At 72.5% G+C, this 19,236-nt stretch carries 19 protein-coding genes; 7 read left to right on the forward strand and 12 right to left on the reverse strand.

Annotation, left to right across the window (positions count from 1 at the left end; all coding sequences use genetic code 11):
- Nucleotides 1-5 precede the first annotated feature (5 nt).
- The gene (locus BA062_RS10775) at nt 6-1,115 is read right to left on the reverse strand and encodes a CaiB/BaiF CoA transferase family protein (protein WP_110335908.1); all 1,110 of its coding nucleotides are present in this window, start codon (nt 1,113-1,115) and stop codon (nt 6-8) included.
- Between the two features lie 78 nt (nt 1,116-1,193).
- On the opposite strand from BA062_RS10775, the gene BA062_RS10780 reads away from it, so the two are divergent.
- From BA062_RS10780 to BA062_RS10795, 4 genes are all read left to right on the forward strand, one after another.
- Nucleotides 1,194-2,381: an acyl-CoA dehydrogenase family protein gene (locus BA062_RS10780; RefSeq protein WP_110335909.1), complete on the forward strand. Its 1,188-nt coding sequence runs from the start codon at nt 1,194-1,196 to the stop codon at nt 2,379-2,381.
- Between the two features lie 23 nt (nt 2,382-2,404).
- Nucleotides 2,405-3,073: a GntR family transcriptional regulator gene (locus BA062_RS10785; RefSeq protein WP_110335910.1), complete on the forward strand. Its 669-nt coding sequence runs from the start codon at nt 2,405-2,407 to the stop codon at nt 3,071-3,073.
- Between the two features lie 78 nt (nt 3,074-3,151).
- Complete coding sequence (locus BA062_RS10790; protein ID WP_110335911.1) at nt 3,152-3,673, forward strand: SigE family RNA polymerase sigma factor; 522 nt, start codon at nt 3,152-3,154, stop codon at nt 3,671-3,673.
- On the forward strand, nt 3,670-4,746 hold the full coding sequence (locus BA062_RS10795) for a hypothetical protein (protein ID WP_110335912.1): 1,077 nt from the start codon (nt 3,670-3,672) through the stop codon (nt 4,744-4,746). The genes BA062_RS10790 and BA062_RS10795 overlap by 4 nt, the downstream gene beginning before the upstream one ends.
- A 115-nt stretch (nt 4,747-4,861) precedes the next feature.
- Here the strand turns inward: BA062_RS10795 and BA062_RS10800 are convergent, their stop codons facing one another.
- The 4 genes from BA062_RS10800 to BA062_RS10815 form a co-directional block, all read right to left on the reverse strand.
- Nucleotides 4,862-5,830 carry a bile acid:sodium symporter family protein gene (locus BA062_RS10800; RefSeq protein WP_110335913.1) on the reverse strand — a complete coding sequence of 323 codons (969 nt, stop codon included), beginning with the start codon at nt 5,828-5,830 and terminating at the stop codon, nt 4,862-4,864.
- Between the two features lie 68 nt (nt 5,831-5,898).
- On the reverse strand, nt 5,899-6,519 hold the full coding sequence (locus tag BA062_RS10805; protein WP_110335914.1) for a flavodoxin family protein: 621 nt from the start codon (nt 6,517-6,519) through the stop codon (nt 5,899-5,901).
- Nucleotides 6,520-6,547: 28 nt separating this feature from the next.
- Entirely contained in the window at nt 6,548-7,972 is a 1,425-nt protein-coding gene (locus BA062_RS10810; protein WP_110335915.1) for an ATP-binding protein, read from the reverse strand.
- Nucleotides 7,969-9,645, reverse strand: a complete 1,677-nt coding sequence (locus BA062_RS10815) for an NAD(P)/FAD-dependent oxidoreductase (protein ID WP_110335916.1) — start codon at nt 9,643-9,645, stop codon at nt 7,969-7,971. Before BA062_RS10815 ends, BA062_RS10810 begins: the two co-directional genes overlap by 4 nt.
- A gap of 101 nt (nt 9,646-9,746) precedes the next feature.
- Between BA062_RS10815 and BA062_RS10820 the strand changes: the two genes are divergently transcribed.
- Entirely contained in the window at nt 9,747-10,208 is a 462-nt protein-coding gene (locus BA062_RS10820) for an SRPBCC family protein (protein ID WP_110335917.1), read from the forward strand.
- On the opposite strand, the gene BA062_RS10825 is transcribed toward BA062_RS10820, so the two are convergent.
- On the reverse strand, nt 10,199-11,275 hold the full coding sequence (locus BA062_RS10825) for an NAD-dependent epimerase/dehydratase family protein (RefSeq protein WP_110335918.1): 1,077 nt from the start codon (nt 11,273-11,275) through the stop codon (nt 10,199-10,201). The genes BA062_RS10820 and BA062_RS10825 overlap by 10 nt on opposite strands.
- 77 nt (nt 11,276-11,352) lie before the next feature.
- On the opposite strand from BA062_RS10825, the gene BA062_RS10830 reads away from it, so the two are divergent.
- Nucleotides 11,353-12,954 (forward strand): phytoene desaturase family protein, encoded by a 1,602-nt coding sequence (locus BA062_RS10830; protein ID WP_110335919.1) that lies wholly within the window; start codon nt 11,353-11,355, stop codon nt 12,952-12,954.
- On the opposite strand, the gene BA062_RS10835 is transcribed toward BA062_RS10830, so the two are convergent.
- From BA062_RS10835 to BA062_RS10855, 5 genes are read right to left on the reverse strand one after another with little or no spacing between them, the layout of a single operon-like run.
- On the reverse strand, nt 12,942-13,958 hold the full coding sequence (locus tag BA062_RS10835; RefSeq protein ID WP_110335920.1) for a DNA topoisomerase IB: 1,017 nt from the start codon (nt 13,956-13,958) through the stop codon (nt 12,942-12,944). The two genes, BA062_RS10830 and BA062_RS10835, sit on opposite strands and share 13 nt — an antisense overlap.
- 46 nt (nt 13,959-14,004) lie before the next feature.
- Nucleotides 14,005-15,096, reverse strand: a complete 1,092-nt coding sequence (locus BA062_RS39790) for a carboxylate-amine ligase (RefSeq protein WP_425452911.1) — start codon at nt 15,094-15,096, stop codon at nt 14,005-14,007.
- The gene (locus BA062_RS10845) at nt 15,093-16,622 is read right to left on the reverse strand and encodes an FAD-dependent oxidoreductase (RefSeq protein ID WP_110335921.1); all 1,530 of its coding nucleotides are present in this window, start codon (nt 16,620-16,622) and stop codon (nt 15,093-15,095) included. The genes BA062_RS39790 and BA062_RS10845 overlap by 4 nt, the downstream gene beginning before the upstream one ends.
- Nucleotides 16,623-16,682: 60 nt before the next feature.
- The gene (locus BA062_RS10850) at nt 16,683-17,159 is read right to left on the reverse strand and encodes an MSMEG_6728 family protein (protein WP_110335922.1); all 477 of its coding nucleotides are present in this window, start codon (nt 17,157-17,159) and stop codon (nt 16,683-16,685) included.
- Complete coding sequence (locus tag BA062_RS10855; RefSeq protein ID WP_110335923.1) at nt 17,159-17,581, reverse strand: hypothetical protein; 423 nt, start codon at nt 17,579-17,581, stop codon at nt 17,159-17,161. The genes BA062_RS10850 and BA062_RS10855 overlap by 1 nt, the downstream gene beginning before the upstream one ends.
- Nucleotides 17,582-17,660: 79 nt before the next feature.
- On the opposite strand from BA062_RS10855, the gene BA062_RS10860 reads away from it, so the two are divergent.
- Nucleotides 17,661-18,122: an SRPBCC family protein gene (locus BA062_RS10860; protein WP_110335924.1), complete on the forward strand. Its 462-nt coding sequence runs from the start codon at nt 17,661-17,663 to the stop codon at nt 18,120-18,122.
- A gap of 62 nt (nt 18,123-18,184) precedes the next feature.
- Here BA062_RS10860 and BA062_RS10865 read toward each other — a convergent pair whose 3' ends face one another.
- The gene (locus BA062_RS10865; protein WP_110335925.1) at nt 18,185-18,973 is read right to left on the reverse strand and encodes a crotonase/enoyl-CoA hydratase family protein; all 789 of its coding nucleotides are present in this window, start codon (nt 18,971-18,973) and stop codon (nt 18,185-18,187) included.
- Between the last annotated feature and the right edge of the window lie 263 nt (nt 18,974-19,236).

Genomic DNA, 19,236 nt, shown 5'->3' on the forward strand with positions numbered 1-19,236 from the left:
CGCGCTCAGCTCAGCGGCGGGGGCGCACTGCGGTAGGCCGGGGGAGTGGCCGACAGCCCGATGGGGTTGCGGGTGAGGCGGGCGGCGGTGCCGTCGTCGCGCGGGATGCTGACGATCGGGTCGAGTCCCAGGTCCGCGGCGAGGCGGAACGCGCCGGCGAGGTCGTTGACCACCCCGGCGGGCACGCGCGCCGCGCTGAGCTCCTTGGCCCAGTCGGCGGCGGGCCGCTCCCCGAGCAGCCGCACCAGCTCGGCCCGCAGCGACTCGCGGTTCCGCACCCGCGCGGTGTTGGTGGCGTAACGCGGGTCCTCGGCCAGGTCCGGCGCGCCGAGCCGCTCGCACAGCACCGCGAACTGCCGGTCGTTGCCGACCGCGAGCACGAGGTCGCCCTCGCCGCACGGCAGCACCTCGTAGGGGGAGACGCTCGGGTGCGCGTTGCCCATCCGAGCCGGGACCACGCCGCCCGCCGTGTAGCCCGTGCCCTGGTTGACCAGCGCGGCCAGCAGCGACGAGAGCAGGTTGATCTCCACGCGCTGGCCCTCACCGGTGGCGTCGCGATGACGCACGGCAGCGAGCATCCCGACGGTGGCGAACAGGCCGGCGAAGACGTCGACCACGGCCACGCCGACCTTCTGCGGCTCGCCGTCCGGGCTGCCCGTGATGCTCATCAGCCCGCCCAGCGCCTGGATGAGCAGGTCGTAGCCGGGCAGCTCCGCGCCCTTGTCGCGGCCGAAGCCCGTGATCGAGCAGTAGACGAGCCCCGGGTTGTCCGCGCGCAGGTCGTCGTAGCCGAGGCCCAGTGTCTCCATGAGGCCGGGCCGGAAGTTCTCCACCACGACGTCGGCCTCGCGGGCGAGCGCGCGGGCCCGCTCCAGGCCGGCCGCGTCGGTGAGGTCGAGGGTGATGCTCTCCTTGTTGCGGTTGACCGACTGGAAGTAGGTGGCCTGGCCGCTCTCGTCGAAGGGCGGACCCCAGCCGCGCGTGTCGTCGCCGGTGCCCGGGCGCTCGATCTTGGTCACGGTGGCGCCGAGGTCCGCGAGCAGCATCGTGGCGAACGGCCCGGCCAGCACGCGGGAGAAGTCGACGACGCGCAGGTCGCCCAGTGACGAACTCATGGGTGCTAATCCCCTCGTTTAGATTTTCGAAAATCTAAGCTATGGTCTCGCCAGGACCACGTCAAGGAGATCAGCACGATGCCCAGTCACAGCAGCACCGCCGCCGCGCTCGACCCGCGCGACTTTCTCGCCATCGACCACCTGCTCTCGGACGAGGAGCGCGACATCCGCGACGTCGTGCGGTCCTTCGTCCGCGACCACGTCGTCCCCAACGTGGGCGAGTGGTTCGAGGAGGGCCGGATCCCCCGGGAGCTGCCGCGTGAGCTGGGCAAGCTCGGCGTGCTCGGCATGCACCTCGACGGCTACGGCTGCGCCGGGGCCAGCGCGACCGCCTACGGCCTCGCGTGCCTGGAGCTGGAGGCGGGCGACAGCGGCGTCCGCAGTCTCGTGTCGGTGCAGGGCTCGCTCGCGATGTACGCGATCTACCGCTGGGGCTCCGAGGAGCAGAAGCAGGAGTGGCTGCCGCGCATGGCGGCGGGCGAGGCCGTCGGCTGCTTCGGCCTGACCGAGCCCGACTCCGGCTCCGACCCCGGCTCGATGCGCACCTACGCCCGCCGCGACGGCGACGACTGGATCCTGCGCGGCCAGAAGATGTGGATCACCAACGGCTCCCTCGCCGACGTCGCCGTGGTGTGGGCGAGCACGGATGAGGGCATCCGTGGCTTCGTCGTTCCCAAGGGCACCAAGGGTTTCACGACGCAGGACATCCACAGCAAGATGTCGCTGCGCGCGTCGGTGACCTCCGAGCTGATCCTCGACGAGGTGCGCCTGCCGTCGTCGGCCATGCTGCCGGGCGCGACGTCGCTGCGCGGTCCGCTGTCGTGCCTCAACGAGGCGCGCTACGGCATCGTGTGGGGTGCGGCCGGTGCCGCGCGGGCCTGCTACGAGGCGGCCCTCGACTACAGCACGACGCGCGTGCAGTTCGGCAAGCCCATCGCGTCGTTCCAGCTGCAGCAGCAGAAGCTCGCGAACATGGCGCTCGAAGTCAACCGCGCGACGCTGCTGGCGCTGCACCTCGGCCGCATGAAGGACGAGGGCAGGCTGCGCCCCGAGCACGTGAGCATGGGCAAGCTCGGCAACGTCAACGCCGCGCTGGACGTGGCGCGCACGGCGCGGCAGGTGCTCGGCGCCAACGGGATCACGCTGGAGTACCCGGTGATCCGGCACATGAACAACCTGGAGTCGGTGGTGACCTACGAGGGCACCGCGGACGTGCACGCGCTCGTCATCGGTGGTGCCGTCACCGGGATCCAGGCGTTCCGCTGACGAGACACGGATAGGGTCGAGCGGTGAACACGCGTCAGTCCGGCCCCGGTACCACGGCACAGCACGCGCTGGAGGGCCTGCGCCGGGCCATCATCGCCGGCGAGCTCCGGCCGGGCCAGCGGGTGCGGCAGGAGGAGATCGCCGACAACCTCGGCGTGAGCGTCGCCCCGGTGCGCGAGGCGCTGCGGGTGCTGGAGCAGGAGGGGCAGGTCGAGTACCGGCCCCGGCGCGGCTACTTCATCACCGAGCTGTGGGCGAGCGATCTCGCGGAGATCTACGCGCTGCGGCAGGTGCTCGAGGAGCGGGCCGCACGCAAGGCGCTGCCCACCCTCGACGACGACGCCATCGAGCGGATCGCCCTGGCGGCCCGCGACTGCGCCGAGGCGGCCGAGCGCGGGGACGTCGCGGCGGAGCTGGCCGCCAACCGCCGGTTCCACTTCGGCATGCTGGAGTCGCCGGACCAGGTGCACACGATGCGCCTGATCCGGCTCCTCTGGGACTCCACGGAGTCCTACCGGGCGCTGTACTACAACTCGCCGGAGGAGCGGGCCAAGACGGTGCACGCGCACGACGCGATCCTGGCGGCCGTGCGCCGCCGCGACGCCGACGCGCTGGTCGCCGAGCTGGACGCGCACCGCTCCCGCGCGCTGGAGGTCCTCACACGCGTCCTCGACGGCGGCGGCGAGCGGTAGCGTCACGAACCGGACACGAATCCCGCCCGGGTGCAATGCACCCGCCCCTTCCCGCGTGGGTAGGGGTGGAGGTGGTTCGTGGACGGTCACGGCACGGCGGCGGACCTCGAGGCGTGGATCGACGTCCACGGCGGTGCCCTGCTGCGCTTCGCCTACCTCCTGACGGCCGACCGCGACCGCGCGGCGGACGCGGTGCAGGACGCGCTGGTGGCCGCCTACCCGAGGTGGGAGCGGATCGTCGCGGCCGGTGACCCCGGTGCGTACCTGAGGCGCAGCGTCGTCAACGCCCACACCTCGCGCTGGCGGCGGTCGCTGCGCCGCGAACAGCCCGTCGCCGATGTCGCCGGCCTGGCCGGACGGCACGTCGACGACCCCGCGGACCGCATCGCCACCGAGGACGCGCTGTGGCTGCTGTGCCGCGCGCTGCCCGGCAGGCAGCGCGCGGCCGTGGTGCTGCGCTACTACGAGGGCCGTTCCGACCCCGAGATCGCGGCCACGCTCGACTACTCGGTCAGCACCGTGCGCTCCCAGATCCACCGTGCCCTCGCGACGTTGCGGACCCGGCTGGCCGACGACGAGGAGGAGGTCAGCTCGCCATGACCGACCACGACGAGCGGATCGCCGAGCCGCTGACCGGTGCGCTGCGGCGCCACGCCGGGGAGGCGCCCGCCGCGGAGGGGCTGGCCGAGCGTGTGCTCGCGAGAACGTCCATCCGGCGGACACGGCGCGGGTTCGCGGCGGTGGCGGCAGTGGTGCTCGCCGTCGTGGTGCTGTCGCTCGGGGCCGTGTTGCTGGCCCAGGACAGGGGCGGCGACCCGGTGTCGGAGCCGGTCCTTCCGCAGGGCTGGCGATGGGAGTCGTACCGGGGGGTGGCGGTCGGGGTGCCCTCGACGTGGGGCTACGGCGTTCCCGGTCCGGCCTGGTGTGCGGCACTCCCGGACGGCGAACGGAATACCACCAGGCCCGGCGCGGTCGGCAGGCCCGCCGCCGTGCCTGCTGTCGGCTGCCCTTCGGAGTACCCGCCCCTCGCCGAGCGCGAGCAGTGGCTGACGTTCGCGGACTCCGGTGACGTGGGCATCCGCGAGTTCGACCGCGGCTGGGTGGAGGAGACGCGGGAGCTCGACGGTGTGTTCGTGACCCTGTTCTCCGCCGACGTCGACCTCCGGTCGACGGTGCTCGGCACGCTGCGACCCGGGAACGAGGAGATCGCTCTCGGGTGCGGGCCGATGCATCCCGCGGCCGAGGGCCGCACCTACCGGCCGGAGGCGGGCGCTCCGCTGGCGCCGGAGGACGTCCGCTCGGTCTCGGTCTGCCGGTACGCCCGCAGCGACGCCGTGCCGGACGGTCCGCCCCTGCTCGCGGCACGTTTCGCGAGTGGTGACGAGGCCCTGCGGCTCGCCTCCGCTGTGCTGACGGCGCCGGAGGGAGCGGGCCCCGACGACCCGGCGAACTGCGCGCCCGAGTACGACTACGGTCCTGAGCTGATCCTGCTGCACCTGCGCGCCGAGGACCGATCTCAGGAGGTTGTGGTGCGGTACGCGGGCTGCGAGGGCAACGGCACCGACGACGGCACCATCCGCCGCGCCCTCACGGGCGACCTGATGCGAGCACTGGAGCCCCCGCCGACCAACCCGGGCCAGCTCCAGGTGGTGGTGGCGCAGCTGCTGCGCTGACCCCACCTCCTCCTGCTCCGCCGCCGACCGCAGTGAAGGCCACCTTGCCTGCGTTCAACGCAGGCAAGGTGGCCTTCACTGCAGTCGGGTACACGTGTGTGCGCGGCCCGAGGGCTCAGGCCGTGGTCTGCTCGTCGGCGGGGGCCGGCGTGCCGCGGCGGGCCCAGAACGTGGCGAGCAGTGCGCCGGAGACGTTGTGCCACACCGAGAACAGCGCGGCGGGCAACGCGGCGAGCGGGGCGAAGTGGGTGGTCGCGAGGCTGGCCGCGAGCCCGGAGTTCTGCATGCCGACCTCGACGCTGACGGCGCGGCTCGCCGACTCGTCGAGGCCGGTGAGCCGCGCGGCTGCGTAACCGAGCAGCAGCCCTGCGCTGTTGTGGGCGATCACGGCGAGGATGAGCAGCAGGCCGCTGGTGAGGATCACGTCGGCATTGGCGCCGACGACGGCGGCCACGACGAGCAGGATCCCACCGGACGACACGAGCGGCAGGTACGGCAGCACGCGCTCGACCAGGCCGCCCGCCAGCGCCCGGACCACGACGCCCGCGACGATCGGCAGCAGCACCACCTGGAGGATCGAGGAGAACAGGTCGCCGAAGCCGACGGGCAGGTCCGATCCGGCCAGCCACAGCACCAGCAGCGGGGTCAGCAGCGGTGCGAGCAGGGTCGCCACGGAGGTCAGGGTCACCGACAGCGCCACGTCGCCCCTCGCGAAATACACGATCACGTTCGAGGCGGTGCCGCCGGGCGCGGCCCCGACGAGGATCATGCCGATCATCAGCATGCCGCTGAAACCGAACAGCGAGCCGATGCCCCACGCCGTCAACGGCATGATCAGATACTGGGCGAGCAGGCCGATCAGCACGGCGTGCGGGCGGCGCAGCACCAGCGCGAAGTCGGCGGCGCGCAGCGTCAGCCCCATCCCGAACATGATCACGCCGAGGAGCACGGGCACGTACTCGGACAACTGCGCGGCCTGGTCGGGCACGACCAGGCCCGCGAGCGCGCCGAGCAGCACGAGCAGTGCGAACCACCGGCCCGCGAAGTCGGCGACCTTCCTCAAGACACCCCGCTGCTCCGCCATGTCCTCCGCCAGGTTCGATCCGACTGGGCCGGTCGATCACTGTAGGACACGGGCGGGTGTGTCCCGGCTCACCCAGCCGGGTACTGGTCGGCGCGCAGCAGCCGCGCCAGGTGTGCGGCGTTGCGGGCCAGCGTCGCGTTGGTGGAGGCCACGGCCTTCGGCGTCTCGTCGAGATCCTGGTAATCGGTGGGGTTCATGGCCTCGTTGTTCCAGTACGTGCCGCCCTGCGCGGGAATGGTGAAGCCGGTGTCGGCGAGCGCCTGGTAGAGGTCGGCGGTGATCTTGTGCGCGCCGTCCTCGTTGCCGACCACGGCGGTGACGGCGACCTTGCCGAACATCGAGGGCCTGCCCTCGTCGTCGGTCTCCGACAGCTCCGCGTCGAGCCGCTCCAGCACGCGCTGGGCGACGCTGGACATGTGCCCCACCCAGGTCGGTGTGGAGATCAGCAGGATGTCCGCCTCGGCGATCCGTTCGCGCAGCCGCGGCCACTCGTCGCCGTCGCCCATGTCGGCTTCCACACCAGGTTTGATGTCGTGGTCCACCACGCGCACGACCTCCCCTTCCACGCCGTGGGACCGCAGTTCGCCGAGCACCTGTTCGGCGATGAGCTGGCTGCTCGAGCGTTCGGCCGAGGGCTTGAGGCTGCACGCGAGCGCGAGCGCGCGCAGCGGAGGGCTCGTGGACGTCATGCCGGGCGGGTACCCGGAGCGCCGGGGACTATGCGGGTTCGGGGCGCAGCGGCAGGCGGACCTGGAACCGGGTGTCGCCGGGAACGGATTCGACGCGCAGGTCGCCGTGATGTTTCTTGACCACGATGCGCCACGAGATGTCCAGTCCGAGCCCGGTGCCCTCACCGAACGGTTTCGTGGTGAAGAACGGGTCGAAGATGCGGCCGCGGATCTCGGGAGGCACACCGGGGCCGGTGTCGCCGATCTCGACGAGCAGGCGGTCGCCGTCGGCGGCGGTGCGTACCGTGAGCGTCCCGCTGCCGGCCATCGCCGACACCGCGTTGTCGATCAGATTGGTCCAGACCTGGTTCAGCTCCGCGGCGTAGACCGGGATGGGCGGCAGGCTCCGGTCGTAGTCCTTGACCACGGTGATGCCGTCGCCGATCTTGCGGGCCAGCATGGTGAGCGTGCTGTCGAGCAGTTCGTGTACATCGACCGTCCGATTCGGAGCGCGGTCGAGCTGGCTGTACTGCTTGGCGGCACCGACGAGGCTCGAGACCCGCGTGGTGGAGTCCTCGATCTCGCTCATCAGCTGCTCGGTCTCGATGGTGTAGTACAGCCAGCGGACGGCGCCTTCGAGGTGGCCGGATTCGCCGACGGTCGCGGCGACCTTCTCCAGCCAGTCCGGTCCGAGCCCGGCGGCGACGAACGTCGAGGCCATCTCCCAGCCGCCGCCGATGTCGTGGTCGTCGAGCCAGTCGGAGACGGCGTCCTCGCGGTCGCCGGCCTCGATGGGGCTCAGTGCCGTGGCCTTGGCGGCGTGCTCGACGGCGTCCTCCTGGAGCAGGATGAGCGACTCCAAGGTGGCCCGGTCGAACGGGCCGGCGGCGATGAGGCGGAGCTTGTGCCGCATCGCGGTGACGCGCTCGCGCAGAGCCCCGGTGGCCCGTACCGCCGCGGCGGCGGGGTTGTTCAGCTCATGGGTGAGCCCCGCCGAGAGCGAGCCGAGCGCGAGCAGGCGTTCCCGCTGACCGATGGCCTGCTGCGTGTTGTGGAACCCGAAGAACAGGCCCTCCAGCATGTGCACGGCCATCGGGAACCACTCGCGCATCACGGTGGCGAGCTTCTCGGCGTCCAGCACGTAGAACCGGGAAGGCTCCGTCGCGGTCAGGGTGTTGTTGTAGGTCTGCGGCACGCGGTCGCCGAGATAGGCCTGCCACGCCCCCGCGTACACGCCGCGCTGGGTGGTGCGCTGGATCTCGATCTCGTCGTCGCCGACCTTCCTGGAGAGGGCGACGCCGCCCTCGATGAGGACGTAGAAGCACGTGGCCTCCTCGCCCTCGGCGAACAGGACGCCGGGTTCGACGGTCTTGACGTAGCCCTCGCGGCACAGCCGGTCGAGCTGCTCGTCGGTCAGCTTCTCGAACAGGAACAGGGTGCGCAGCTCGTCGGCGTCGCAGGGCTGGGTGCTCATGGCTTCTCCAGGTAGCGGTGGACGAGCGCGACGGCCATCGCGCCGTCGCCGACGGCGGAGGCGACCCGCTTCATGGAGTCGGCGCGGGCGTCTCCCGCGACGAACACGCCGGGCAGACTGGTCTCCAGGTGGTAGGGGTCGCGGTCGAGTGCCCAGCCGGGTGGCCGTTTGCCGTCGACCATCAGGTCGGGTCCGGAAAGGACGAACCCGGTGTCGTCGCGGGCGACGACACCGTCGAGCCAGTCGGTGTGCGGGCTGGCGCCGATGAACACGAACAACCACGACGCGTCGATGGTGTCGGTCGCGCCGCTGGGGATGTGCCGCAGCTCCAGCTTGTCGAGGTGCTCGGTGCCATGTGCGGCGACCACCTCGGTGCACGGGCGCACCGCGACGTTGGGCAGCGCGGCGAGCTGCTGGATCAGGTAGTGCGACATGGACGCCTCCAGCGACGGGCCGCGCACCAGGAGGGTCACCGACCGGGCCTGCCGGGCGAAGTGGACGGCGGCCTGGCCGGCGGAGTTGGCCCCGCCGACGATGTAGACGTCCTCGCCGGCGCAGCTGGCGGCCTCGGTGAGCGCCGAGCCGTAGAACACGCCCCTGCTGGTGAGGTCCTCGACGCCGGGCGCCCGCAGCTGCCGGTAGGTGACGCCCGTGGCGAGGATGACGGCGTGGGCGTGCAGCTGTGAGCCGTCGGCGAAGCGGACCGACCTGGCCGAGCCGCTGGCCTCGAGGCCGATCGCGTGGCGCGTGGTCAGCACCTCGGCGCCGAAGCGGGTCGCCTGCCGCCGCGCGCGGTCGGTGAGCTGTGAGCCGGACACGCCGTCGGGGAAGCCGAGGTAGTTCTCGATGCGCGAGCTCTGCCCGGCCTGGCCCCCGGTGGCGGTGCGTTCGACGAGTACGGTGCGCAGGCCCTCCGACGCCGCGTAGACGGCCGCGCCGAGCCCGGCGGGTCCGCCGCCGATGACGACGACGTCGTAGAAGTCGGCCGACGGCACCGTGGAGAGCCCGACGCGCTCGGCGAGCTCGGCGTCGCTGGGCTCGATCAGCGTCTCGCCGCCGGGCGCGACCACGACGGGCAGCCGCAGGCCGTCGGTGCCCGCGGCGTCGAGGAGCCGCTTGCCCTCGGGCTCCTCGGCGAGGCACCAGCGGTAGGCGATCTGGTTGCGGGCCAGGAAGTCACGGACCTCGTGCGAGCGGGCCGACCAGCGGTGGCCGACGACCCTGGTCTCGGTGACGGGCGCGTGGTCGGCGGTGCGCCACGCGTCGAGCAGGGCGTCGACGACGGGGTAGAGCTTCTCCTCGGGCGGGTCCCACGGCTTGAGCAGGTAGTGGTCGAGGTCCACGACGTTGATGGCGTCGATGGCGGCGCCGGTGTCGGCGTAGGCGGTGAGCAGCACGCGCCGCGCGGCGGGGAAGAGGTCCATCGCCTGTTCGAGGAACTCGATGCCCGTCATGCCGGGCATCCGGTAGTCGGCGAGCAGCACGGCCACCTGGTCGCCGCGCAGGGTCAGCTCGCGGAGCGCTTCGAGTGCCTGCTCACCGGATTCGGCGCGCACGATCCGGTGGTGCTCGCCGTAGCGGCGGCGCAGGTCCCGTGCCACGGCGCGGGAGATGCTCGGGTCGTCGTCGACGGTCAGCAGGACCGGTCTCAGGCCGGCCAGACTCTGGGTCACGGCGTCGAGTATGCCGTTCGCGCGCCATGACCAGAACCGGCTCGGCGGTTGGGCTCGTTCAGCGGCGGGTACGTGGTCCCCATGACGAAGGCGGCGAGGCGATGATCGGGGTCAGCAGGGTGATGCCGGTACCACCGGACCAGGTGTTCGGGGTGCTGGCGGACGGCTGGTCGTACGCGGGCTGGGTGGTGGGCAACGCCCACATTCGCAAGGTCGACCCGGACTGGCCCGCGGAGGGCAGCCGGATCCACCACAGCGCGGGCATGTGGCCGGTGCAGGTGCCCGACACCTCGACGGTCGTGGCGGTGCGCCGGGACGAGCTGCTGGAGCTGGACGCCCGGCTGTGGGTGCTCGGGCGGGCCCGGGTGCGGTTCACGCTGCGGCCGGAGGAGGACGGCTCCACGAGGGTGATCATGGAGGAGCAGGCGGTGTCGGGCCCGGCCGGCCTTGTTCCGGCGGCCGGGCAGGCGCTGCTGCTGAAACCCCGCAACGCCGAGTCGCTCGCCCGCCTGGCCGACATGGTGGTGGCCCGGGCGAGCCGGAGGAGCACGCCTCAGGCCTGAGACTGGTGGCTCGGCCTGCCCCACGGCACGGCCTGCAGCCGGGCGGGCAGGCCCGAGGGCGGCGGCGCGAGCGGGGCGCTGCCGGTTCCGGCGCCCGCGCGCAGGCCTGCGGCGAACTCGGCGAGTGTGTCGGACGCGCTGTGCGCGGGCTGCCAGCCGAGTTCCTCCCGTGCCCTGGTGGTGTCGGCGAGCGCGGCCTGGTCGGCCAGCGCGAGCCAGCCGGGGTGCACGGGTTGCAGCCCGCCCCGCCACGTGAGCCACGCGAGCGCCGTGGCCGCGCGCCGGGGTACGGGCAGCCGGGGCCCGCCGAGCGCGGCCGCGAGGTCGGCCGCCGTGAGCACGGGTTCGGCGGCGAGGTTGAACGGTCCCTCGGCGCGCCGGGCGAGGATCAGGCGCAGCGCCGCGGCGACGTCGGCCGAGTGGACGACCTGGGCGCGCAGGCGGGGCCACAGCGGCAGCGGCAGCCAGGGCCGTCCAACGGCGCTGCCGGGCAGCAGCGTGCTGAGCAGCCAGCCCGCGAACTGGCCTGCGGCGTCGTGCTGGAGGATCGCGCAGGGCCGGACGCGGGCGATCGCCGTCAGGGGTGTGCGCTGTTCGAACTCGTCGAGCTCCCGTTCCAGCCACGCCTTGCCCCGGCTGTAGGCGCTGTGGGGGACGCCGTCGCGCCGCCAGCCCTCGGTGACGCGCGACCAGCGGGGCGGTGGGGAGTACGCGGCCACCGACGATGCCGCGACCAGGTGCGGTACCCCGGCCTCGCCCGCGGCGCGCAGCAGGTTGCGTGTGCCCACGACGTTGGTGCGCCGCATGGGCGGGTCGCCGCGGCCGGGGTGGATCGCCCACGCCAGGTGCACGACGGCATCGACACCGTCGAGCACCCCGGCGAGCACATCGGGCGCGACCGGGCCGCCGAGGTCGCACGCGACCCAGCGTGCCCGGTCGTACGGTTCCCGGTCCCGGCCGGGCGGTCTGCGCACGACACCGGTGACGGTCCAGTCCGGTTCGTGCCGGAGCAGGCGCAGCAGCGCGGTGCCGACGTTGCCGCTCGCGCCGGTGACGACGATCCTCACGTCCTGGAAGGTCCCCGGTGGCGGGTGCTCCGAAACCCCAGGTGTAGTGGGACGGCCGCGCGGGAAGCCAGCGTGGCGTGGAGCGCGTTGACGAGGCCGCCGACGCGGTCGTGATCGGAGCGGGCCCGAACGGCCTGGTGGCCGCCAACGTTCTCGCCGACGCGGGCTGGGACGTGCTGGTGCTGGAGGCCGCCGAGAGCCCTGGGGGAGCGGTGCGGACGGCCGAGCTGACCGAACCGGGCTTCCAGCACGACGTTTTCAGTGCCTTCTACCCGCTGGCGGCGGCCTCGCCGGTCATCGCGGGGCTCGGGCTGGAGGAACACGGGCTGCGCTGGCGGCACGCGCCGTCGGTGCTCGCGCACGTGCTCCCCGACGACCGGTGTGCCGTGGTGTCGCGCTCGCTGGAGGACACGATGGCGTCGCTGGCGGAGTTCGACCCTCGCGACGGGCGGGCATGGGCCGGGGAGTTCGCGGCGTGGTCGGCGATCCGCGACCGGTTGCTGGACGCGTTGTTCACGCCGTTCCCGCCGGTCCGGTCGGCGGCGCGGCTGTTCCGCGCGCTCGGCGTGGCGGACGGGCTGCGGTTCGCGCGGATGGTGACGATGCCCGCCCGCGCGTTCGGGCGGGAACGTTTCGGGGGCGACGGCGCGAGACTGCTGCTCGCGGGCAACGCCCTGCACACCGACCTGGGGCCGGGGCACGCGGGCAGCGCGTTGTTCGGCTGGCTGCTGTGCATGCTGGGCCAGGACGTGGGATTTCCCGTGCCGGAGGGCGGCGCGGGCAGGCTGAGTGGTGCGCTGGTGGCGCGGCTGACGGCCAGGGGAGGGCGGGTCGCGTGCGGCCGGGAGGTGACGGGGGTGCTGACGGCGCGCGGGCGCGCGCTGGGCGTGGTGGACGCTTCGGGTGCGCGGGTTCGGGCGCGCCGTGCGGTGCTGGCCGATGTGCCCGCGCCGACGTTGTACCTGCGCCTGGTGGGGGAGGAGTCGCTGCCGTCGCGGTTCGTGACGGATCTGCGGCGGTTCCAGTGGGACGACGCCACGGTGAAGGTCGACTGGGCGTTGTCTGGTCCGATCCCGTGGAGCAACCCGCAGGCGGCCGCGGCCGGGACGGTGCATCTGGACAACGACCTGCCCGGCCTGTCGCGTTACAGCGCGGAGCTGGCGGCGGGCAGTGTGCCGGAGGAGCCGATGCTGATCGTGGGGCAGATGACCACGGCGGATCCGACCCGCTCGCCGGCGGGCACCGAGACGGCGTGGGCGTACACGCACGTGCCGCGCGGGCATGCATGGGACGCCGACCGGCTGCGCCGCTACGCCGACCGGGTGGAGGAGATCGTGGAGCGGCACGCGCCGGGGTTCCGCGGCCGCGTCCGCGGCCGGTATCTGCAGGGGCCGCGCGAGCTGGAACGCGCCAACCCGAGCCTGGTCGAGGGCGCGGTCAACGCGGGCAGCGCGGCGATGCACCAGCAGCTGGTGTTCCGGCCGGTGCCCGGCCTGGGAAGGGCCGACACGCCGATCGACCGGCTGTTCCTGGCGGGTGCCTCGGCGCATCCCGGGGGCGCGGTGCACGGCGGGCCGGGCGCGAACGCCGCCCGCGCCGCGCTGGCAAGGGCCGGGTTCGCGGGTCCGCTCTACGCGGAGCTGATCCGGCGGCTGCACGGCGCGGTCTACGCGCGGTAGCGGCGCAGCATCCTCGCGACGGCGCGTTCGATGCGCTCGCGGTCACGATCGGTGCGGATGCCCTCCCCGCCGACGCGGCGCACGGCGGCCTCGACGGTGGTTCCCTGCTCGTACGCCGCGATCACCCTGGGGTCCACATAGGACTTGCGGGCGACGGTGGGGGTGTTGCCGAGTTCCTCGGCTACCTCGCGCATGGCGGCCGTGACGGCGCGTTTGCGGCCGCGCTGGGACGTCGGCCGGTCGGAGGCGGCGAGGGCGACGGCGGCGAGCACGGTGGCGTTCCAGGTGCGGAGGTCCTTGACGGTGAACTCCTCACCGGCGAGCTCTTTGAAGCGCTCGTTGACCTCGCCGGCGTGGATCTCGTGCCAGCCGCGGCCGCCCCGGCACACGAACAACCGGTCGGTCTCGGCACGGCACCGCCGCAGCGACTTGAGTACGGCGGCGAGCTCGCCGTCGCGCATGGTCAGCTCGCGCTCGAGGCCGCCTTTGGCGGTGTAGGTGAACGTCAGCTCGTCGCCGCGGATGCGCACGTTCTCGCGGAGCAGTGTGGTGGCGCCGCGGGATCCGTTGGCCTCCAGGTATTCCTCGCCGCCGGTGCGGAACACTCCGCGGTCGATCATGCGCAGTGCGGCGGCGAGGACGCGGCGCCGGTCGAGACCCTTGCGGGCGAGGTCCTCACCGATGGCCTCCCGCACAGCGGGCAGCCTGTCCGCGAGTGCCAGGACCCGCTCGTGTTTCTCCTCGTCGCGGGCCCGGCGCCATTCGGGGTGGTAGAGGTACTGGCGGCGCCCGGCGTCGTCGATGCCGACGGCCTGGATGTGCCCGTCGGGTTCGGGGCAGATCCACACCCGGCGCCACGCGGGCGGGATGACGAGTGCGTCGATGCGGTCGCGCGTGCGCGGGTCGCTCACCGGGGAGCCGTCCGGGGTCCGGTAGCTGAAGCCCCGGCCGCGCCGTTGTCTGCGGATACCCGGCGTGGACGGGTCACTACGCCGCAAGCGCATGGTTCCGTGATGCCCCCGAACAGGGAAAACGAAACCGCCTGGCTCGTCAGAGCGGGCTGAGGACGTCGGCGGCGAGCGCACGCATGACGCCCCGCAGTCCGTGGACGGCGATGCGGCGTTGGCGTTGCGCCCCCGTGCCGCGCCGGGCCAGCCGGCCGAGCAGGTCGCGGACGAGTGTGAGGTCGCCGGTGTCCTCGAGCGCGGCGGCGGTGCGGTCGAGCAGCAGCGGGACCAGCTCGTGGGCGGGGCGCGTGCATTCGCGCCACGGGTCGACGGCCGGGCCCGCCATGCCGTATCGCGCGGCCGACCAGAGCGCCGAGGCGGCCACGCGCTCGTTGCCGCGTGGTGCTTCGCGGCCCGCGGCGAGATCGGCCAGTGCGGCGTCGACGAGTGCCCGCGTCAGCAGTGCCTGGAGCAGCGCCTCGTCGGCCGTGGTGGCCGTGTCGGCGGCCCGGATCTCGACGGTGGGCAGTGCGGGGGAGGGGCGGGCGAGCCAGAACGTCATGCGGTCGTCGAGCAGCGCACCGCACGCGAGCAGACGGTCCACTTCGGATCGGTACTCGGTGAAGGAGCCGAACCACGGAGGGATCCCGGCGGCGGGGAAGCGCGACTGCTCGACGATGCGCCAGCTGACGTGGCCGGTGTCGCGGCCGTGGGCGAACGGCGAGTTGGCCGACAGCGCCACGAGTGTGGGCAGCCACGGTCTCAGGTGGTTCACGACCGCGACGGCGTGGTCGCGGTCGGGGACCTCGCAGTGGATGTGGCAGCCGCAGGCCTGGTAGCCGGTGACGAGCGCGCGGTATCGCCCGTCGATGAGCGCGAACCGGGTGTCGGGTCCTCCCGGTGGTTCGGGGCCGGCGAGCACGGGGGTGCCCGAGGCGACGAGGACGGCGTGTGCGCGTTCGGCGGCGGCGCCGAGCACCCGTCTTCCTGCCAGGAGGTCGGCGCGCAGTTGCGTGCGGGTGGCGCGGATGGCGGTGGCGGCCTCCACTTGGCTCGCACGCAGTTCGGGCTGGCAGGTGCCCGCGTAGGGCTCGGCGCGGGCGAGCACGTCGGCCGCGGCGGGGACGGTGTGCCAGGCGACCGGGTCGGCGAGCAGGAACTCCTCCTCGACGCCCAGCTTGCGGCCGGGGCTCAGTCGTCCGGTCCCTCGTTGAGCCGGCGCAGGGGCCGGGTCGCCGGGCCTTGGATCACGGTGCCGTCGGTGCCGAAGCGGGATCCGTGGCAGGCGCAGTCCCAGGTCTGTTCGGCGTTGTTGAACGTCACCAGGCAGCCGAGGTGGGTGCAGCGGGCGCTCACGGCGTGCAGTTCGCCGTCGGGCGCGCGGTAGGCGGCGGTCATCTTGGCGCCGACGCGGGTGACCGTGGCCTCGCCCGCGGGCAGTTGGTCCAGTTCGGCGGGTGTGCGCAGGGCGCGGACGTGGTCGCCGACGAGGTGCCTGGCGACGGCGACGTTGTCCTTGACGACCTCGGGCGCGGAGCGTAGGTGCGCGCGGTTGGGGTCGTACAGCGGTGCCGCCGGGTTCTCGTCGTCGAGGATGAGGTCGCGCAGCAGCTGTCCGGCGGCGGTGCCGCCCGTCATGCCCCACTGGCCGAAGCCGGTGGCGACCCACACGCGGGCGGTGAGCGGGTGGTACCGGCCGACGTAGGGCACGGAGTCCGGAGTGGACATGTCGTGTGCCGACCAGCGGTGGGTGATCCGCAGTCCGAGCAGGTCGCGGGCCCAGGTGGCGAGTTCGCGGTAGCGGCCTTCGACGTCGAGGTTCTCGCCGGTGCGGTAGTGCTCGCCGCCGACGACGGCGATCGGTTCGGTCGCGGAGTCGTAGCCGCGCACGGAGTGGTGGGTGACGGCGTCGAGGTACATGCCGGCCGGCATCCGTTCCACGGGTACCGGCCCGGCGACGACGAGGTCGCGTACGGGGTCGAGCCGGGCGAAGAACAGGCCCCGGTCGAGGATGGGGTAGTGGGTGGTCACCACGACGTGGTCGGTGCGCACGCGCCCGCGCGGGGTGCGCACGCTCAGCGTCGGCCATTCGGTGACGGCCTGTGCGGGCGCGTGCTGGGCGATGCGGCCGCCGAGCCGCTCGATTTCGTCGGCGAGGCCGAGTAGCCAGCGCCGGGGGTGGAACTGGGCCTGACCGGTGAAGCGGACGGCGCCGACGGCGGGTGCGGCGAGCCCGATGTCGTCGGTGAACGACGCGGGCAGCCCGGCCCGCGCGGCGGCGTCCGCCTCGGCCTTCAGCTCGTCGAGCCGGTCCTCGTCGGTGGTGTAGACGAAGGAGTCGCGGCGGGCGAAGTCGCAGTCGATGCCCAGTTCGGTGGAGGTTTTGGCGATCCAGTCGACGGCGGCGTGCTGGGTCTCGGCGTACCGCATCGCCGCCTCGCGGCCCTTGGCGCGCTCCAGTCCGGCGTACTTGAGGGCGTGCTGTGCGCTGAGTTTCGCCGTGGTGTGCCCGGAGACGCCCGCGGCCAACTCCTTGGCTTCGAGCACGAGCACGGAGCGGCCCTCGCGCGCGAGCAGGTACGCGGTGGTGAGTCCGGCGATGCCCGCGCCGATCACGACGACGTCGGCCTCGGTCGGCAGGTCGCGGTCGGCGCGCGCGGGTGCCGGTGCGCTGTCGATCCACAGTGAACGGGGCGCGGGCAGGCCGGCAGCGGGCTCCATGTGACTCCTCCTCGGCTCGCCCCAGCGGAGTTCCCCCGGCGGGCCAGGTGAAACGCTCGCTCACGCGGCGCGCCGGGTCCGGTCGGACGCGGGCCACACGTAGGGCAGGTCAGCGGTCACACCGGGAAACCAGCGGCGGTAGTGGCCGGGGTCTTTGCGGACGAGCGCGGACCGGTGGCTGCGGTGGAACGCCTCGTCGCCGAGCCACGGCGGCACCTCTCGGGCCTCGGCCAGCCGCGACTGTGTTCGTGGTTCGGTGATGCCGGTGGCCTCGGCCAGGTCGGCCTTGAGCTTGTCCGCGCACGTGTCGGCGTGCCCTTCGGCGCACCACACGGCGCACACGTCGAGGCCGTAGCGGGCCAGTGCCTCCTCGTAGCCGGTCCACATTTTCACGGCGGGATGGCGCCGCCAGCCGTAGGTGGGCACGGTGAGGCCGCGCAGGATCTGCAGTGCCTCCACGCGCTGGCGGCCCAGCCTGCGCCGGTCGAGCACCCGTGCGGCGTCGACGAAGCCGGGGTAGGGGAGGAAGGTCTGCATCAGGCGACCGGCTCGTCGGGATACGCCTCGTGTCCCCGCAGCCCGTTGGTGCGGCGGTTGCGTTTCAGCTCCGCCTCGTGGAGGTGCCGCCTGCCGCCGGTGAGTTCGCGGCTTTGCCGTTCGAACGCGCGGAAGACGTCGTAGTAGGTGTCCTCGTAGTCCTCGACGACCTGGTAGGTCCACCGGCCCGGGAGCACGTTGCGGCCGAGCAGTTCCGTTTCCAGTCGCTCGGCCAGGTCGCCGTGGCCAGCGTGGCGGAGGAGGTCGATGGCCTCGTCCAGGGTGAAGTCCGCCGTTCCGGTGAGGCGGTGGAAGGCGTACAGGTGTCCGCGCGCGACCTCGACGGTCTCGAGCGCTTCGGTGAGTTTGCCGACGGCTTCGACGGTGGCCGGATCGGGCTCCGGGGCTGATGTGTACCTCATGGCAGCGCGGGTACCCGAACTTCAGGACGTGATGCACAACCGTTGCGTCGTGCCCCCCGAGCGAGACAAGGAGGTTGTAGTGAGCACGATCACCAAGGCGGTGGACGTGAACGTCCCGGTGTCGACCGCGTACAACCAGTGGACCCAGTTCGAGTCCTTCCCCGAGTTCATGGAGGGTGTCGAGGAGGTCCGTCAGCTCGACGCGACCCACACTCACTGGGTCACGAAGATCGGCGGTAGTACCCGGGAGTTCGACGCCACCATCACCGAGCAGCACCCCGACGAGCGCGTCGCCTGGACCACGGATTCGGGCCCCAACCACGGCGGCGTGGTGACCTTCCACCGCATCGGCGACAACGTCACGCGGGTGACGGCCCAGATGGACATCGATCCGGAGGGTTTCGCCGAGAACGTGGCCGACAAGACCGGCATGATCGACCAGCGCGTCAACGGTGACCTTCAGCGGTTCAAGAAGTTCATCGAGGAGCGTGGCCGCGAGACCGGCGCCTGGCGCGGTGACGTCCAGCGCCCCGGTCAGTAGCATCCGTCCCCCAGTGCGCTGTGGTCGCGTTCAACGCGACCACAGCGCACTGGGGGTGTGGGTCATTTTCCGGTGAAGCGGGCTTCGCGGCGTTCGAGGAAGCTCTGCAGGCCTTCTTTCGCGTCTTCGCTGGCGACGACCGCGGGCAGGGTCGCGCGCAGGTGTTCGGCGGCGGCCTGCTCCGAGCCCGACCGCAGCGCGACCCTCGCGTTGGCCAGCGTGCCCTGCACCCCGAGCGGTGCCTGCGCCGCGATGACCTTCGCCAGCGCCATCGCGCGGCCGAGCTGCTCACCGGGTTTCACGACTTCCTGCACGAGGCCGATGCGGTACGCCTCGCCCGCCCCGAACTCTTCGCCGGTGAGCAGGAACTTCATCGCGTTGCCCCAGCCGAGCTGAGCCGGTGCCCGCAGTGTCGCACCGCCGAAGGGCAGGATGCCCCTCCTGGTCTCCAGCTGCCGGAATCGCACGTCATCGGCGGCGATCACGATGTCACTCGCGAGCGCCAGTTCGATCGACAGCGTGAAGGCGATTCCCTGCACGGCCATCACCACCGGCTTCGGCACCGGCTCCTTCCACAGTCCGAAGGGGTCGTGACGCCCGGCACCCGCGAGGGCGTCCGGACCGTGCTCCGTCACGGCCGGCCACACGTCTCCCAGGTCGAGTCCGGCACTGAAGTGGTCGCCGTGGCCGAAGACCACGCCGACTCGCGATTCCGGGTCGTCGGCGAGCCGGTCGTAGGCGAGGGCCACCTCGTCGATCGTCTGCCGGTCCCAGGCGTTGCGCTTCTCCGGCCGGTTGACGCCGATCAACAGGACCTGCCCGTCGCGTTCGACGGTGACTCGAGGGGACACGCTTGACCTCCTGCCCTTGGCTACGACTCACCGAGACTCTCACGAGGGAGATGTATAACGACCTATACGGCTCGGGAATGTAGCGCTGGTTTGCCGCCAGTCGCGTCCACCACTCACCTCAAAACAGCGGGGAGGAGTGCGGGTTTCGGCCGGGTCATACCACAAACGTAGCCAGCTACACGACGCGATCCGGGCTCGGTACCCGTTCCGCGGGGAACTGTCGCTAGTGGACAGTCAACGTGCCCGGCCCGTGAAGCGACAGT

The sequence above is a fragment of the Prauserella flavalba genome, from assembly GCF_003202235.1.
GTDB classification, from domain to species: Bacteria; Actinomycetota; Actinomycetes; order Mycobacteriales; family Pseudonocardiaceae; genus Prauserella_A; species Prauserella_A flavalba.